Raw genomic sequence first — 16,165 nt, 5'->3', positions numbered from 1 at the left:
CCAGTCGGTTTCAGGCCCAGCGGCGGAAAATCAACGACGTGTTGACCCCGCCGAAAGCGAAGTTGTTGCTCATGACGTATTGGTTGCTGATGCTGCGGAACTCGCCGCACAGGTAGTCCAGTTCGCCACAGCGCGGGTCGATGTTGTCCAGGTTGAGGGTGTGCACGTAGCGGTCGCTGTTCATCATTTCAATGCTGAACCACGCCTCCAGCGCGCCGCAAGCGCCCAGGGTATGACCGAGGAAGCTTTTCTGTGAGCTGATTGGCATCCGCGCGCCGAACAGGGCGCTGGTGGCCAGGGTCTCGGCGATGTCGCCCTGCTCGGTGGCGGTGCCGTGGCCGTTGACGTAGCCGATGGCCTCCGGCGCCAGGCTGGCGTCTTCCAGGGCCAGCTCCATCGCCCGGCGCATGGTCGCCTGCTCGGGACGGGTGGTGTGCTGGCCGTCGGCGTTGCTGCCGAAACCGACGATCTCGGCATGGATACGGGCGCCGCGGGCCAGGGCGTGTTCCAGCTCTTCGAGCACCAGCATGCCGGCGCCCTCGCCGATCACCAGGCCGTCGCGGCCGCTGTCATACGGGCTCGGGGTCTGCTGCGGGGTGTCGTTCTTCAGGCTGGTGGCGTACAGCGCGTCGAACACCATGGCCTCGGTCGGGCACAGTTCCTCGGCGCCACCGGCGAGCATCATCGGCAGGCGGCCGAACTTGATCGCCTCGTAGGCGTAGCCGATGCCCTGGCTGCCGCTGGTGCAGGCGCTGGAGGTGGGGATCAGGCGTCCGGTCAGGCCGAAGAAGATGCTGATATTGGCGGCCGTGGTGTGCGGCATCATGCGCACGTAGGAGTTGGCGTTGAGCCCTTCAGCCACCGAGTTCAGCAGCATGTTGCCGAAGGCCTTGATCTCGTCGGTGCTGCCGGTGGACGAGCCGCAGGCCACGCCCATGCGCCCGTCGCGGATCGACGGGTCGTCGAGCAGCCCGGCATCGAGCAAGGCGTTCTGCGACGCGGCCACGGCCAGCCGCGACACCCGGCCCATGCTGCGCAACTGCTTGCGGGTCCAGCTCGACGGCACGGCGAAATCATCCACGGGGCCGGCCAGGCGGGTGTTCAGCTCCTCGAAGCGGTTCCACTCGTCCATGTAGCGGATCCCGCTGCGGTTGGCGGCGAAGTTGGCGGAGATGGTTGCCCAGTCGCTGCCCAGTGACGTGATACCGGCCATGCCGGTGACGACCACACGCTTCATCAGCACAGGCCTCCGTTGACGGCCAGGACCTGGCGGGTGATGTAGGAGGCCTCGGCGGACATCAGGAAGTTCACCGCGCCGGCGACTTCTTCCGGGGTGCCCATGCGCTGGGCCGGGATCATTTTCAGCAGGTCGTCCACTGGCACATGCTCGTCGAGCATGGCGGTGTCGATCAGCCCGGGGGCGACGCAGTTGACCGTGATCTTGCGTTTGCCCAACTCGATGGCCAGGGCCTTGGCGGCGCCGATCACCCCGGCCTTGGAGGCGCTGTAGTTGACTTGGCCGCGATTGCCGATCAGCCCCGAGACCGAGGTGATGCAAACGATGCGCCCCGGCGCGCGGCGGCGGATCATCGGCATCATCACCGGGTGCAGGACGTTGTAGAAACCGTCGAGGTTGGTGCGCAGCACCTGGTCCCAGTCGTCCTCGGTCAGGGCCGGGAAGGCGCCGTCGCGGGTCAGGCCGGCGTTGCACACCACGCCGTAGTAGGCGCCGTGGGTTTCCACGTCGTCAGTCAGGATCGCCGCGCAGGCGGCGCGGTCGGCCACGTCGAACTGCAGGACCCGAACCTGCCGGCCCAGGCCACGTACTTCCTCGGCGACCGCATCGGCTTCGGCGCGGCCGCTGCGGCAATGCAGCACCAGGTTGAAACCGGCGCGGGCCAGGCGCAGGGCGATGGCCCGGCCGATGCCACGGCTGGAACCGGTGACCAGGATGGTCTCACTCATGTCGGCACTCCTCGTCGCCCGCTTCGGCCAGGTACTGGGCGGCCTGCGGCGGACGGAAAACATTCAGGCGGGCCGTGGCGTACAGCCCCGGACCGTGCAGGTGGCACTCGAACACGCCCATGCCGTTCTCGTCTTCCAGCGAGCGCAGGGCATGGATGCGCAGTTGCGCGCCTGCGGGGAAATGCTCGACATCGCATTCGAACTTGCGGGTGCCGAGCAGGAAACCCAGCTCCACCGGCTTGCCCTGCTGGCGCGCACGGCAGCCGGCATAGGCGGCCACGGTCTGGGCCATCAGCTCGATCCCGACCCAGGCCGGCAGGCTGCCGTCCTCGCGGTTGAACAGGCCGCCGGGGCGCACGGTCAGGTGGGCGTGGATCTGCTCCTCGTCGAACGACTCGATCCCGTCGATCAGGATCATGTCGCCCGCGTGGGGCAGGAGTTCGGCCAGTGGCCAGGCAATCATGGGGTGTCTCCGAGAATCAGGCTGATGTTGTTGCCACCGAAGGCGAACGAATTGCTCATCAGATGGTGCGGGCCGTCGGCGCCCAGGCGCTGGCCGGGGCCGATCAGGTTCAAGGGGGCGAGTTCGGGGTCCTGCTGGCCGTCCCACAGGTGCGGGGGCAGTTGGCCGTGGGCCAGGCTCAGCCAGCAGAACGCTGCTTCCAGGGCTCCGGCGGCACCTAGCGTGTGGCCGGTCATGGCCTTGCTCGACGAACAGGCCAGGCCGGCGCCGAACAGGGCGTTGACCGCCAGGCTCTCCATGGCGTCGTTGTGCCGGGTGGCGGTGCCATGGAGGTTCAGGTAATCGATCTGCGCGGGCTGCAGGCCGGCGCTGTCCAGGGCCTTCTGCATGGCCGCCAGGGCGCCCTTGCCACCGGGCTCCGGGGCGGAAATATGGTGGGCGTCGGAGCTGGCGCCGGCGCCGAGCAGGGCAATGCTGCGGCCCTCGGGATTGGCCTCGCGGGTCATCAGGAACACTGCCGCGCCCTCGCCGATATTGATCCCGCTGCGGTTGACCGAGAACGGATTGCAGCGCTCGCCGCTCATGGCTTCGAGGGCGGTGAAACCGTTGAGGGTCAGCTTGCACAGGCTGTCCACGCCGCCGCAGATCACCGCGTCGCACAGGCCCAGGTCGAGCAGGCGCCGGGCGCTCAACAGTGCACGGGCGCCGGAGGTGCAGGCGGTGGAAATCACATAGGCCGGGCCACTGAGCTGCAGCCAGTCGGCCAGGTAGACCGCCGGGGCGCTGAGTTCCTGCTGGGCGTAGTCGTACGCCGGCGGGAACCGGCCCTCGCGCAGGTATTCGGCGATGCCCTGGCTGGCTTCCTCGATGCCCGAGGTGCTGGTGCCGAGGACCACGCCGACCCGCTGCGGGCCAAAGCGCTCGATGGCAGCACGCAGCGGCGTCTCGATCTGCAGCGCGGCCTCATGCAGCAACTGGTTGTTGCGGCTCTCGCCCGGAAGCGGGCCCAACTCGCCGGCCACGGCACCGACTACCACGCGCTTGTCCGGCACCCAGCCGTCGGCCTCGACCATGCCGGAGCAGTCGCCGGCAAACAGGCGGCGGGCGACTTCGGCCTGATCGCGTCCAAGGGCGCAGACCAGGCCCAGGGCGTTGAGATAAGCGGTCATGGAGCGTTCTCGCCGGGCAGGGGGGTGACTAGATAACGCAGGCCTTGCTGCAGATTCAAGGTGAAGTCGTCGGGCTGTCGGTAGCTGACATGCCAGCGTTCGCCCAGCCAGCGCTGATTATCCTGCTGCCGCGCCGCCGGATAAAGCGCCGCCAGGCGCTCGGCAGGGGTCAGGGCGAAGAGCAGGGCGGCGAACAGTTCACGGGCCGCCGGGTTGGGCGGCAGCAGGCCGTCGGCCTGCCATTCGCCGTTATCCAGCAACTGGCGGGCCTGGGGAATGCCCAGCAGGTCCATCATCGACCAACGCAGGCGCTGGTCCTCGCGCTGGATCACCAGCAGCCAGTCCTGGCGCTGCTCGGCCTGTTCGCGCTGCACATGCAGGGTCATCGGCAGCTTCAGCGGCGGCAGTTGCTCCGGCAGCGGCGGACGCGCCGCGCAGGCAGCGAGGATCAGGCAGGTGACCAGCAACAACAGGCGTTTCATGCGGCGTCCAGGGGCTTGCGCGCCACCACGTTGACCAGGGTTTCCTCACGCTGGCCCGGCGGTGGCGGCTTGCGCAGGCCGAAGCGTTCGAGCAGGCCGAAGTCGCTGGAGCGGCTCCACCACAGGTACGGGTAGGAGACGTTCTGTTCGCCGAATTCGAAGCCCTGCTCGCGGAGCATTTGCAGATAGCCTTCCGCACTCTTCTGCACATGCATCGGATGGCGGAACAGCCAGCGGATCACCCAGGTGTCGATATAGGCTTCGGTGGACTCGGCGAACAGCAGGTAGCCGCCGGGCTTGAGTACCCGCCAGAACTCGGCCAGGGCCTGTTCCTGTTCCACCAGGTGGTGGAAGGTCTGGTGACAGAACAGCATATCGATGCTGGCGTCGGGGAATTGCAGGTTGGCGCAGTCGCTGCCCTTGAGTTCCACCTTCAGGCCCAGGTTCACCGCCTCGGCGCCGCTCAGCTCGAGGCTGTGCGGGTCGGCGTCGGTGCCGAGCAGCCTGCCCGGCTTGAACACCTGCTGCAGGTGCTTGAACGAACGCCCCTGGCCGCAACCGACATCCAGCACCACCGGCGCCTGCGGCGGCTCGCCGTCGAACAGGCGGCGCAGGTCGTTGATCGCTACCCGCAGGACGTGGTGCTGCCAGGTATGGCTGCGCAGGAACCAGAAGCCGAACTTCGTCTCCTCGACATAGGTGTCGCTGAAGAAGCGCTGTTCACTCATGCCTCTGCCCTCGCGCAGATCTCGGTGAGCATGCGCAGGCGCCGCTTGGGCTCGCTGACGAAAGGATTGCGCTCGTCCCAGGCGTAGCCGGCGAGGATCGAACTGATCATGGCGCGGATCTCGTCGGAGGCGTCGGGGTGATAGATCACGTCCTGGAAGCTGCCGTTGTACCAGCCCTCGACATAGGCGCGGAAGGTGTCGACGCCGCGCTTGAGCGGGGTGGCGAACTCGCTTTCCCAGTCCACGCTTTCACCCTTGAGCTGGCGGTCCAGCACGGCGGCGGCCATGCTCGACGAACGCATGGCGATGGTCACGCCCGAGGAGAACACCGGGTCGAGGAATTCCGCTGCGTTGCCCAGCAGGGCGAAGCCCGGGCCGTGCAAGGTTTTAACGTTGGCCGAGTAGCCGCCGATGGTCCGCGCCGGGGTATCCCAGAGCGCATTGGCCAGCACCTTGGACAGGCTCGGGGTCTGCGCGACGAAGCTTTTCAGGCAGGCATCCAGGTCCTGTGGAGCGTCGGAATAGTGTTCGGCGGCGGCGACCACGCCCAGGGAGCAACGGCCATCGCTGAACGGGATGGTCCAGAACCAGATATCCCGGTGCTCGGGGTGGGTGGTGATAAGGATCTTGTTGCGGTCGAAGTCCGGGTGGTCGATACGGTCCTCGATATGGGTGAACACCGCCTGGCGCACCGGGAAGCTCGAGGGCGCTTCCAGGTCCAGCAGGCGCGGCAGCACGCGACCGTAGCCGCTGGCATCGAGGACGAACCGGGCTTCTACCTGGTACTCGCTGCCGTCCTTGCGCCGCACGCTCAGCTGCGGGCGCTCGCGCTCGAAGTCGGCGGCGAAGATTTCTTCTTCATAGCGGATTTCCACGCCCTGGGCGGCGGCCTCATCGGCCAGCAGCTTGTCGAAGCGCGCACGCTGGACCTGGAAGGTGCTTGGGCGACCGTTGCTGAAGGTCTTGCCGAAGTCGAAGGCGCTGTATTCCTCGCCCCAGGCGAAGGCCGCGCCGTTCTTGTACTGGAAGCCCGCCGCTTCGAGGGCGGGCAGCATGCCGGCTTCCTCGACGAAGTCGATGCAGTGCGACAGCAGGCTCTCGCCGATGGAGAAGCGCGGGAACAACTGGCGCTCGATGATCAGCACATCGTGGCCCTTGCGCTTGAGCAGGGCGGCGGCGATGGCGCCGGACGGGCCGGCACCGATGATCAGGACCTGGCGGTGTTGCACTTCGGTATCAGGCATGGGGCCTCCTTGCCGTTGAAACGTTGAGAACTGGAAGACGGTGCAGCCCGGCGATGGCGGGCATCAGGGTGGCAATCAGGCTCATCAGCATCAGGGCGAAGTACAGCGCCGGGCTGATCAGGTGCTGTTGCAGCAGCAGGTTGAGGAAGACGATTTCGCTCAGGCCGCGAATGTTCAGCAGCAGGTTTTCCCGCCAGCGGCTGGCGCCGGGGAAGGACAGCGTGGCCCAGCGCAGGCCCAGCCAGTTGCCAGCCATTTTGCTAAGGATCGGCAGCACGATCAGCGCGCCCAGTTGCAGCCCATCGAGGTTCTGCAGCAGATGGCCGAAATCGATCTGGACGATGCCGAAGGTGATGATCAGCGGGATCGCCACGCCGTGTTGCAGGCGCTTTATCCAGGCGGCCGAGAGCGGCAGGCGCAATGGCAGCTTGAGCCAGGCCAGGCAGGCCATGTAGCCGATGCCGAAGATCAGCGCATTGAGCTTGTAGTGCTCGGCGACGAACAGCAAGGCGAGGAAGGTCAGGCCGAATATCCACGGCCGGCGCAGGCCCAGCAGGTACATCGGCAGCGGCGCGCAGGCGGCCAGCAGCGGCCAGGCCAGGCTCATCGGCTCGAGGCTGCCCTTGCCCAGGCCGAACAGCAGCCAGCACAGCAGGTCGATGCCGATCGCCACCTGCATCAGCCGGCGGGTCGCGGCGGGCGGGTAGTTGATATTGCGCAGGTACAGGTAGAGCACCGGCACGGCGGTGATGGCGAACACCAGGCCCAGCGCCAGGGCCGTCAGCCATGGCTGGTCCGGCAGCAACAGGAAACCGCAGCCCAGCCCGCAGGCGAAGGGCACGAGGAAGCTGGGCAGGGCGATCTTCAGGCTCTGGCGGTCGAGCTTGAGGTCCACCACATCGGAGAGGATATGCCCCAGCAACAGGGCGAAGCTCAGGCCGTACAGGGTCTTCAGCCAGGACGGCGCGATCAGCGCGGCGCCGCTGAGTTGCCAGTGCGGCTCGACCCAGAACAGCATCAGCAGCGGCAGGCCGAGGGTCGCCAGCAGCAGGTGGCTGACGATGCTGATCAGGCCCAGGCGCCGGCCGATCTCGCCGGCAATCAGGAACAACGACAGGGCCAGGCCCCAGAACAGCACGACACTCATGCCGACTTCTCCGTGTGGCGGGGTGCGGCCCAGGGGGCCAGGGCAAAGCTGAAGGCCAGGCCGAGGCTGACGGCGAGGCCGAAGTTGCTGACGGCCGGGGTGCTCGAAGCGGCCAGCAGGCCGAACGACAGCCAGGTGGTGGTCGCCGCCAGCAAGGTGCCGAGCAGGCTCACCGCCGCGCCGCCGATCTGCTCGTGCATCAGGATCGCGTAGTCGACGCTGATCGCCGTCACCAGCAGCAGGCCGAACAGGCTGAACAGGGTCAGCGGTTGCCCCAGCCAGCCCAGGCTCGCCAGGCTGCACAGCGCTGCCAGCAGGGGCAGGGCGACGATGCGCGCGGCGGCGCCGAAACCGAAGGGGAGTACCAGCAGGACCACGATCAGCACGCAGGACAGCAGCTTCAATTCCGCCGCGCTGACCTGGGTCGCGGCGAACAGCCGGTTCAGCTCACCGAGGCGGTCCACCAGTTGTACACCGTCCAGTCCTTCACTTTGTTGACGCAGCACAGCGGGATCGCTCGCGCCCTGCAGGCTGACCACGGCGGCCACGCCGTCGCCGTCCTTGCCCAGCCATAGCGCGCGCCAGGCTTCGCCCAGAGGACCGGCCAGGACCTGATCGATATCGAGGGTCGGCAGGGCGCGCAGGCGGGTCAGTTCGGCTTGCAGGGTTTCTTCCGGTACGCCGGTCGTCAGCAGCGGCTGCCAGTGTTGCGGCAGGGCATCCAGCGCTGCGCGCAGGCGGGCCTGATCGGCACTGCTGGCGAGCAACTGGTTCAGCGCCATATAGCCCTTGAGATGGCCGTTGGCGACCTGGGCATCGAGGCGCTGCCCGAGGCTGGCGAGACGCTCCAGCAGTTGGGCTTCATCAGCCGCACGCACCAGGTAGAACTGGCTGGTGGGCTGGTAACCGGTGATCCGCGCCACCGCCTTCGCTTCATCCAGCAGCACCGGCGAGCTGCCGACCCACTGGCGGATATCGTTGCGGTTTTCCAGGTGCCACAGACCGCCGGCACAGAAGGCCAGGAGCAGCACGGTCAGCACCGGCGTCGGCACCCGGCGCAGCAAGCGCAGGCGCAGCTCGACCAGGGTTTCGGCGATGCGCAGCGGCCAGTGCGCCGGTTGCAGGTCGATGTTCTTCAGCAGCGCCGGCAGCAGGCACACCGAACTCAGGTAGGCACCGATCAGCCCGGCGGCGGAGAACGCGGCGATCTGGGTCAGGGCCGGGAATGGCGTGAAGCCCAGGGCCAGGTAGCCGATGCAACTGGTGGCCAGGCTCAGGCTCAGGCCGGGCAGGGTCTTGCGCACCGCCTGCCAGGTGTTCCACGGGCGCAGGCTCCAGCTTTTCGAGAGGAAGTGCAGCGGGTAGTCCACCGCCACGCCGATCAGGCTGGAGCCCAGCACCAGGGTCATCACATGCATCTGGCCGAACAGGGCGATACAGGCGGTGGCGCCGAACAGCATGCCCACCAGCACCGGGACGAAGGCCAGCAGCACGCGGAACTTGCGGAAGGCGAGGAACAGCAGGAGCAGGATGCCGAGGGTCGCGCCGCCACCGATCCAGGTCATTTCCCGGGACGCCTGGCGCTGGCCGTCGGCGGCGTAGAGCAGGCCGCTGGCGGCAAGCAGGTGCGCGCCTTGCGGGGCGGCTTCGTCGCGGGACTGCTGCAACAGGTCGGCGACCCGCACCGGCAGCTTCATGTCGAAGGCATTGCCCTCGGTACGGGCGCGCAGCAGCACCCAGTATTTATCGTCGGCCTTGGCGAACAGCGCGCCGCTGGCAGTATCCAGCTCCACGGCGGCCGGGCGTGGCTGGCTGTTCTGGATGCGCCCGGTCAGGCCCAGCCAGTCGTCCTGGCTGGACACCAGGCTGAAGCCGGCGAACGGATCGAACAGGCTTTGCAGGCGCTGCTGGATAAAGGCGTCGGGGTGGTCGATCAGGCTGTCGCGGTCGGCTTTCGCCAACATCGCCAGGCGGCCTTGCAGCAATTGTTCGCGCACCGCCTGGAGGTCGGTTTGCAGGCTCCACTGGACCTTTTCGAACAGCCCGCTGGCCTGCCATTCCTTGCCCAGCTGCCCGGCCAGGGCGATGGCCTTATCGCGCTCGGCATGCCCGACCAGCACCAGCATTTCCCGGTTCAACGGTTCCTGCATGCGCTGCTCGGCGCGCTTGACCAATGGGTCCTCGGTGGCGCCGGGGACCAGGGTCATCAGGTCCGCCGACAGCGCCGAGCCGCGCGTCCACTGCCAGCCGGCCAGGGCCATGACCCCGACCAGCAACAGCAGGAACAGACGCGGCAGCAGGCGCTCAGTCGACAAGATCGTGGCGCTCCGCGTCGGTCATTTTCGTGCTCACGCTCGACGGCATGCGCAGCACGGTGCTGTCGCCCTGGGTCTCCAGCAGCTCGATGCGGTCGACGAACTGGCCGCCATGGATATTGATGCCGGTGAAGATCTGCTTGAGCACCAGCGAACGCGGGGTCAGGCGCAGTTCCCAGTCCTTGGCGTCGCCTTGCAGGGCCAGCTCGAAGTCACGCTCCAGGCCGCTGCTGTCGCCTTGCAGCACGGCGAAGAACAGCTTGTTCTGCTCGGTGCCGGCGGTGCGTGTGGGGATCACCTGCCAGCCGGAGGCGTCACGGCGGGCGATGCCCGTGGCATTGAGGCGGTAGTCCTGCTTCAGCGGGGTTTGCAGCAGCCACAGCAGGCCGTGGTCGCGGGCCAAAACGAACTGGCCGTTGCTGACCAGCGGCTGGGGCAGGGCGCGCAGGTGTTTTTCCTGGATGAACGGGCCCTTGATCACCTCCGGCTCGCTCAGTTGCTTGCGCAGGTCTTCGAGGCCGAAGGCATGGGCCAGGCCGCAGCACAGCATCAGGCCGAGGGACAGCAGCAAGCGGCTCATGCCAGCACCTTCTGTACCGCGTCGAGCATCACCTGTGGCGAGGCCAGCTGCATCTCGCGGCTGGCGATATGCACCGCCACCTGCACCGAGCTGCCGCGGGTCATGCGCTCGCCGGTGACCGCGTCGCTGATCAGGTAGTTGATCTTCAGGCGGTTCTCCCACTCCACCAGGCTGGCCCGCACGATCAGGCGCTGGCCGAAGGTGGCGCCGCGCATGTAGCGCAGTTGCAGGTCGATCACCGGCCAGGCGTAGCCGGAGTCCTGCATCTGCACGTAGTTGTGGCCGAGGTGGTCGAGCAGGGCGCAGCGCGCCACTTCCAGGTACTTCACGTAGTGCCCGTGCCAGACCACCAGCATGCTGTCGACGTCGAAGAACGGCACCAGCACTTCGGTATCGACGTGGAGAACGCCCTGACTACGCATGGAGCCTCCAGTGTTGCTGGGCGATGCGGTGCAGGCAGTGGCGCAGGTCGCTTTCCAGGGCGCGGTCTTCGATCACCGGGGCGAAGTCGTCGAGCAGGGCGCGGTGCATCTCGTCCAGTGCCGGCGGCAGCGGGCGGGCATCGGCCTCGCGGCTGCGCAGCCAGACGCCCTGGTTGGCGGCCAGCAGGGTGGCGGCGGCGACCTGCTCGGTCAGTTCCAGCACGCGCAGGGCGTCGCGGGCGGCGATGGTGCCCATGCTCACCTTGTCCTGGTTGTGGCACTCGGTGGAGCGCGAGAACACGCTGGCCGGCAGGGTATTCTTCAGGGCTTCGGCGGTCCAGGCGCTGGCGCCGATCTGCACGGCCTTGAAGCCGTGGTTGATCATGGCGCGGTCGGCCGGGGCGCCGGACAGGTTGCTCGGCAGGCCGTGGTTGTAGCGCACGTCCACCAGCAGGGCGAGCTGGCGGTCGAGCAGGTCGGCGACGTTGGCCACCAGGTTCTTCAGGCTGTCCATGGCAAAGGCGATGTGCCCGCCGTAGAAGTGCCCGCCATGCAGGACGCGCTCGGCGTCGCCGTCGATGATCGGGTTGTCGTTGGCGCTGTTCAGTTCGGTCTCGATAAAGCCGCGCAGCCAGCCCAGGCTGTCGGCCAGCACGCCCAGCACATGGGGCGCGCAACGCAGCGAGTAGCGGTCCTGCAGGCGGTGCAGGGGCGCGGTCGGCGCGTCGATCGCCAGGTCCTGGCGCAGCCACGCGGCGACCTGGGTCTGGCCCGGGTGCGGCTTGGCGGCGAACAGGCGCTCGTCGAAGTGCTCCGGGTTGCCTTGCAGGGCGACCACGTTGAGCGCGGTGATGCGGGTGGCGAGCTTGAGCAGGTAGTCGGCGCGGGTCCAGGCCAGGCAGGCCAGGCCGGTCATCACCGCGGTGCCGTTCATCAGCGCCAGGGCTTCCTTCGGCCGCAGCACCAGCGGCGTCCAGCCCAGCTCGCGGTGCACGTCGGCGGACAGGCGGCGCTCGCCGCGATAGACCACTTCGCGTTCGCCGGACAGGGTTGCGGCCACGTAGGACAGCGGCGTCAGGTCACCGCTGGCGCCCACCGAACCTTCTTCCGGGACCACCGGCAGGATGTCGTGGGTGATGAAGGCGTGCAGGCGCTCCAGCAACTCGACCCGTACCCCGGACACCCCGTGGCACAGCGACTGCAAGCGCGCCGCCAGCAGGGCGCGGGTGGACGGCGCATCGAAGACCCGGCCCAGGCCGCAACCATGGAAGGTGAACAGGTGCCTGGGCAGCGCTTCCACATGCTCCAGCGGCACCGCCACCACGCAGGAATCGCCGTAGCCGGTGGTCACCCCGTAGATCACCCCTTCCTTGTCCAGCAGGGTGTCGAGGAACTGCGCGCCGCGGGCGATGCGCGCGCGGTACCCGGCATCGTCCTGCAGACGGCTTTCAGCCTGGCCGTGGGCCAGGGCGTGGATGGCTTCGATCGAAAGCGGCGACTCGCCGAAGGTTACGGACTCACGCGGTTGCATCGTCATCGGTCTTCCAGAAAGGGTAGAAGTTGAACCATTGCTGCGGGGCTTGCAGGCAGTAATGGCCGAGGCGTTCGGCATAGCGCGCGGCATGCTCGGCGATCACCTGGTCGCGCTGGCTGCGGCGCCATTCCACGGCGGCGGCGAAGGGTTCGAGGGTGATGTGGTAGCGGCCCTGTTGCTTCAGGCAGAACAGCAGGTTGACCGGGCACTTGAGCAGGCCGGCCAGCAGCCATGGGCCTTGCGGAAACTTTGCCGGGTGGCCGAGGAAATCCACGGTCACGGTGCGCCCGCCATGCAGCGGCACGCGGTCGCCGGCGATCGCCAGCCACTCGCCGCGTTCCAGGCGCTGGCTGAGCTGGAGCATGGTCGCCGGGTCCAGCTCGCTCACCTGGATCAGGCGCAGATTCGTTGCACCGGCCTCGCCCAGCAGGCGGTTGAAGCGCTCGGCGTGGCGGGTGTGGACCAGCACGTTCATGGTCACCTGCTGGCCCATCTCGGCCAGGGCCCGGCACACCTCGAGGTTGCCCAGGTGCGCGCCCACCAGCATCTGCCCACGTTCGGCGCGCAGTTGGCTATGCAACTGGCCGGGGTCGTTGATCTCGATCTGCTCCAGGCCGAGCCGGCCGTTCCACACGTCGAGCTTGTCCAGCAGGGCATCGGCGAAGGCCATGAACTGGCCGAACACCCGGCCGGTGGTGGGGCGCAGCGCGGGCTGGCCGCTCCACTCGGCGAGGTTGTGCTGGTAGGCGCGCGCGGCCTCGCGGGCACGGCGGCCGAAGAGGAAGAAGTACAGGACGATGCCGTACAGCACCGGGCTCAGCAGCCGGCGCCCGAGCAGCCTGACGCCGAAGGCGGTGAGCTTCATCAGCAGGAAGCTGCCGCGCTCCTCGTGGGCGGCCCAGTGTTGTTCCCGGTCGCTCATGCCGTCAGCCGCCGCCAGAGGATCGCCGGGGCACGCAGCAACATGCCGAAGAACAGCTTGGTGTGCATCTTCGAGATCAGCGCGTTGTCGTGGAACAGGCGGAAATGCGAAAGGCCGTCCTGCGGGTAGTGCACCCTGGTCGGCAGCCAGCGCATCGGCTGGTTGCGCCACGACAGGCGCACCAGCACCTCGGGGTCGAAGTCCATGCGCTTGCCGAGGGCCACGCTGTTGATCAGGGCCAGCACCGGCGGCAGCGGATAGACGCGGAAGCCGCACATGGAATCGGGAATCTTCAGCGACAGGCTGTTGATCCACACCCACACGTGGGTCAGGTAGCGCGCATAGAGGCGGCCCTTGGGCACGCTGGCGTCGTACTGTGGATAACCGCAGATCAGCGCCTCGGGGTGGGCGCGGGACTGCTCGAGGAAGCGGCTGACATCGGCCAGGTCATGCTGGCCGTCGGCGTCCACCTGCAGGGCGTGACTGAAGCCCAATCGCGCGGCTTCGCGCAGGCCGGCCATGACCGCGCCGCCCTTGCCCTGGTTGACCGGGAGCTGCACCAGATAGGTATCCGGCTGCTCCGCCAACTGGCGCAGCACTGCCGCGCAGGCCGGGCTGCTGGCGTCGTCCACCAGCACGCAGGGCAGGCCGGCGGCGCGCAGGTCGGCGACCACCGCAGGCACCGCCAGTTCGTGGTTGTACACCGGGATCACCGCGCAAGGCCTGTTCATTGCGCGACCTCCAGGAGGATGCGGCCGCTGGAGCAGGGCACGCCGTCGCAGCTGTAGGCGAAGTACAGCTTGCCGCGCTCGACGTCGAAACGCAGGGTCAGCAGCAACGGGTCACCGGGGCGCACCAGTTGCTGGAACTTCAGCACTTCCATGCCGGCGAAGCGCCGTGGCTGGTCGAGCAGCGGCTGGCCAAGGGCGATGGCCCAGTCCACCTGGACCACGCCGGGCAATACCGGGGTCTTGGGGAAGTGGCCATTGAAGTAGGCGAGGTCGGCGGAAATGGCGATGTTCACCTTAAGCTCGCCGTCCACCTGTTCCTCGCCGAGCACGTCCGGGCCTTGCGGGCGTGGCGCCATCAGCAGGGTATCCACCAGCGATTGCGGCAGCTTGCCTTGCGCGGTGTACGGCAGTTGCCGCAGCAGGCGCCAGCGGCGGGGCAGGGCCAGGGCTTCGCAGTGTCCGGCAAGGTGGCTGCGCAGGGCTTCGGTCACGGCACGGCGGCCCTGGTTGCGCAGGGCGTGCAGGCCCTTGCCGCTCAGTTGCAGCAGGGCGCCGATGGAGGCGCGGTTGCCGTGGATCACGCCAAGGCGGGCGTCTTCGACCCAGGGATGTTGCAACAGGGCCTGTTCCAGCATCGGAAGGGCGATGCGTTTTTCTTCCAGCTTGACGATGCGGTCGAGGCGCCCGAGCAGGCGGAAGTGCCCGTTGGCATCGAAGCTCACCGCGTCGGCGCTTTCCTCGAGATGCCCGGCAGGCAGGTACGGCGACTCGATGCACAGGGCACCGTCGTCGTTCTGGCTCAGGCGGATCCCGGCGAAGGGCTGCCACAGGTTTTCCCCTTGGCGCCAGGCGATGCCGCCGGTTTCCGAGCTGCCGAGGATCTCCGTCGGCCACTGGCCGAGGCGCTGGTGCAACTCGCGGGCAGCCTCGGCGGGCAGTTCGCCGCCGGAGGAAAACACCCGGCTGACCTGGCTCAGGGCCGGCCAGTCGAGGTTGTCGCCCATGCGCTTGAGCAGCGCCGGGCTGGCGACCCAGGCGAAGGCCGGGTGCTCGCGGCTGGCGCGCTGCAGGTCCTCGGGGAACGGCAACTGGCGGCGGACGAAGCTGCGCCCGGCGCACAGCGGCCAGAGCACGCGGAACAGCAGGCCGTAGATATGCTGGGTGGCGACGCTGCCGATGATGCAGGCTTCGCCCAGTTCTTCACCCCACAGCGCTTCGAGGTTGTTCACTTCATTGGCCAACTGGCGCAGGCACTTGTCGATGCGCTTGGGCGCGCCGGTAGAGCCGGAGGTGCACAGGCTCAGACGGCAGGCGTCGAGGTCCAGGTCAGCCGGGGCCAGGGCTGCGGCAAACAGCTCGGCGGGGCGCTGGTCCTGTTCGCTCAGCCACAGGTCGACCTCGGCGTCCCAGCGCTGGCGGGTCTGGGCTTGCAGGTCGGCGGGCAGCAATACCTCGACGCCGGCACGCCAGGCGCCGAGCAGCGCCACGGCCAGTTCGGCGGCGTCTTCGAGATAGATCGCCAGGCGCTGCACGCCCCGCGCCTGCAAGCCGGCGGCCAGTTGAAGGGCCTGCTCGCCGAGGTGCCGATGATCCAGCGCCGGGGCGTGGCTGACCCGGCGTGCGCCTTCGGTCGGCCACAGCATCTGCTCAAGGTTGATCCATTTCATGAGCGTCCTCGTACGCGTTGTCTAACCAGCCATTCGATGGCGAACAGCAGGCCCATCACGCCGTAGGCGATCAGGCCGTTGTAAAGGGTCCACCAGGCCAGTGGCGCCCACAGGGTCAGGGCGGCGGCGATCAGACCGTTGACCAGGAAGAAGCCGCACCACACCTGGGTCACCCGCCGCGTATAGCGCACGGCTTTCTCTGGCAGATCCGGATCGCTCAGCCGCGCCAGGCGCTCGGCCACCGGCATGCCGAAGGTCAGGCTGGTGCCGAACAGGGCCAGCATGAAGGCGCTGATCAACACCGGGTACCAGCGCAGCAGGGCCGGGTCGTCGACCAGGGCCAGCAGTGCGCAGAAGGCGATGGCCACCAGGGCCATCCAGCGTCCGCCGGGGTTGTGCGGCTGGGTCAGGGCACGGGCCAGCCACAGGCCGCCCAGCAGCAAGCCGAACTGCCAGGGGGCGAAGTGGGCCATGCCGAAGTGCACCGCGAACGGGTAACCCAGGCCGGCTACCACCAGCCCGAGCCCGATCAGGCGTTTCATGCCGCGGTGTTGACCAGGCGGAAGACCGCTTCGACCACATCATTGACGGTGCGCACGGCCTTGAATTCATCGGCGGCGATTTTCTTGCCGGTCTGGCGCTTGATGTGGTCGATCAGGTCGACGGCGTCGATGCTGTCGATTTCCAGGTCTTCATAGAGGTTGGCGTCGAGGGTGACGCGCTCGGCGTCCAGTTCGAACAGCTCGACCAGGGCATCGCGCAGGGTGTTGAAGATGTCTTCACGGGTTTGCATGGT

At 67.8% G+C, this 16,165-nt stretch carries 17 protein-coding genes; all 17 read right to left on the bottom strand.

Annotation, left to right across the window (positions count from 1 at the left end):
- Positions 1–10: 10 nt before the first annotated feature.
- Genes PSEMO_RS05525 through PSEMO_RS05445 form a run of 17 tightly spaced genes read right to left on the bottom strand, consistent with a single transcriptional unit; the run spans position 11 to position 16,162 of the window.
- A complete protein-coding gene (locus PSEMO_RS05525; protein ID WP_075802135.1) occupies positions 11–1,237 on the bottom strand; it encodes a beta-ketoacyl-ACP synthase in 1,227 nt (408 codons plus the stop codon).
- Positions 1,237–1,965: a 3-oxoacyl-ACP reductase FabG gene (fabG, locus tag PSEMO_RS05520; RefSeq protein ID WP_075802134.1), complete on the bottom strand. Its 729-nt coding sequence runs from the start codon at positions 1,963–1,965 to the stop codon at positions 1,237–1,239. Before fabG ends, PSEMO_RS05525 begins: the two co-directional genes overlap by 1 nt.
- The gene (locus tag PSEMO_RS05515) at positions 1,958–2,428 is read right to left on the bottom strand and encodes a hotdog family protein (RefSeq protein ID WP_075802133.1); all 471 of its coding nucleotides are present in this window, start codon (positions 2,426–2,428) and stop codon (positions 1,958–1,960) included. Before PSEMO_RS05515 ends, fabG begins: the two co-directional genes overlap by 8 nt.
- Entirely contained in the window at positions 2,425–3,597 is a 1,173-nt protein-coding gene (locus PSEMO_RS05510; protein WP_075802132.1) for a beta-ketoacyl-[acyl-carrier-protein] synthase family protein, read from the bottom strand. The genes PSEMO_RS05515 and PSEMO_RS05510 overlap by 4 nt, the downstream gene beginning before the upstream one ends.
- Positions 3,594–4,079: a hypothetical protein gene (locus tag PSEMO_RS05505; RefSeq protein ID WP_075802131.1), complete on the bottom strand. Its 486-nt coding sequence runs from the start codon at positions 4,077–4,079 to the stop codon at positions 3,594–3,596. The genes PSEMO_RS05510 and PSEMO_RS05505 overlap by 4 nt, the downstream gene beginning before the upstream one ends.
- Positions 4,076–4,807: a class I SAM-dependent methyltransferase gene (locus PSEMO_RS05500; RefSeq protein WP_075802130.1), complete on the bottom strand. Its 732-nt coding sequence runs from the start codon at positions 4,805–4,807 to the stop codon at positions 4,076–4,078. The genes PSEMO_RS05505 and PSEMO_RS05500 overlap by 4 nt, the downstream gene beginning before the upstream one ends.
- On the bottom strand, positions 4,804–6,051 hold the full coding sequence (locus tag PSEMO_RS05495; RefSeq protein WP_075802129.1) for an NAD(P)/FAD-dependent oxidoreductase: 1,248 nt from the start codon (positions 6,049–6,051) through the stop codon (positions 4,804–4,806). Before PSEMO_RS05495 ends, PSEMO_RS05500 begins: the two co-directional genes overlap by 4 nt.
- Positions 6,044–7,198 (bottom strand): sodium:proton antiporter, encoded by a 1,155-nt coding sequence (locus PSEMO_RS05490; RefSeq protein WP_075802128.1) that lies wholly within the window; start codon positions 7,196–7,198, stop codon positions 6,044–6,046. Before PSEMO_RS05490 ends, PSEMO_RS05495 begins: the two co-directional genes overlap by 8 nt.
- On the bottom strand, positions 7,195–9,513 hold the full coding sequence (locus tag PSEMO_RS05485) for an MMPL family transporter (protein WP_075802127.1): 2,319 nt from the start codon (positions 9,511–9,513) through the stop codon (positions 7,195–7,197). Before PSEMO_RS05485 ends, PSEMO_RS05490 begins: the two co-directional genes overlap by 4 nt.
- On the bottom strand, positions 9,503–10,093 hold the full coding sequence (locus PSEMO_RS05480; protein ID WP_075802126.1) for an outer membrane lipoprotein carrier protein LolA: 591 nt from the start codon (positions 10,091–10,093) through the stop codon (positions 9,503–9,505). The genes PSEMO_RS05485 and PSEMO_RS05480 overlap by 11 nt, the downstream gene beginning before the upstream one ends.
- Positions 10,090–10,515 carry an acyl-CoA thioesterase gene (locus PSEMO_RS05475; RefSeq protein ID WP_075802125.1) on the bottom strand — a complete coding sequence of 142 codons (426 nt, stop codon included), beginning with the start codon at positions 10,513–10,515 and terminating at the stop codon, positions 10,090–10,092. The genes PSEMO_RS05480 and PSEMO_RS05475 overlap by 4 nt, the downstream gene beginning before the upstream one ends.
- Positions 10,508–12,052: an HAL/PAL/TAL family ammonia-lyase gene (locus PSEMO_RS05470; protein ID WP_075802124.1), complete on the bottom strand. Its 1,545-nt coding sequence runs from the start codon at positions 12,050–12,052 to the stop codon at positions 10,508–10,510. The genes PSEMO_RS05475 and PSEMO_RS05470 overlap by 8 nt, the downstream gene beginning before the upstream one ends.
- A complete protein-coding gene (locus tag PSEMO_RS05465) occupies positions 12,033–12,971 on the bottom strand; it encodes an LpxL/LpxP family acyltransferase (RefSeq protein ID WP_075802123.1) in 939 nt (312 codons plus the stop codon). The genes PSEMO_RS05470 and PSEMO_RS05465 overlap by 20 nt, the downstream gene beginning before the upstream one ends.
- Complete coding sequence (locus PSEMO_RS05460) at positions 12,968–13,702, bottom strand: glycosyltransferase family 2 protein (protein WP_075802122.1); 735 nt, start codon at positions 13,700–13,702, stop codon at positions 12,968–12,970. The genes PSEMO_RS05465 and PSEMO_RS05460 overlap by 4 nt, the downstream gene beginning before the upstream one ends.
- On the bottom strand, positions 13,699–15,369 hold the full coding sequence (locus PSEMO_RS05455) for an acyl-CoA synthetase family protein (RefSeq protein ID WP_075802121.1): 1,671 nt from the start codon (positions 15,367–15,369) through the stop codon (positions 13,699–13,701). Before PSEMO_RS05455 ends, PSEMO_RS05460 begins: the two co-directional genes overlap by 4 nt.
- Positions 15,366–15,911 (bottom strand): COG4648 family protein, encoded by a 546-nt coding sequence (locus tag PSEMO_RS05450; RefSeq protein ID WP_075802120.1) that lies wholly within the window; start codon positions 15,909–15,911, stop codon positions 15,366–15,368. The genes PSEMO_RS05455 and PSEMO_RS05450 overlap by 4 nt, the downstream gene beginning before the upstream one ends.
- Positions 15,908–16,162, bottom strand: a complete 255-nt coding sequence (locus PSEMO_RS05445; RefSeq protein ID WP_075802119.1) for an acyl carrier protein — start codon at positions 16,160–16,162, stop codon at positions 15,908–15,910. Before PSEMO_RS05445 ends, PSEMO_RS05450 begins: the two co-directional genes overlap by 4 nt.
- Between the last annotated feature and the right edge of the window lie 3 nt (positions 16,163–16,165).

The sequence above is a fragment of the Pseudomonas putida genome, from assembly GCF_001941965.1.
In the GTDB taxonomy this organism is placed as follows: Bacteria; Pseudomonadota; Gammaproteobacteria; order Pseudomonadales; family Pseudomonadaceae; genus Aquipseudomonas; species Aquipseudomonas putida_L.
This window is presented reverse-complemented; position numbering and strand designations above follow the sequence as displayed.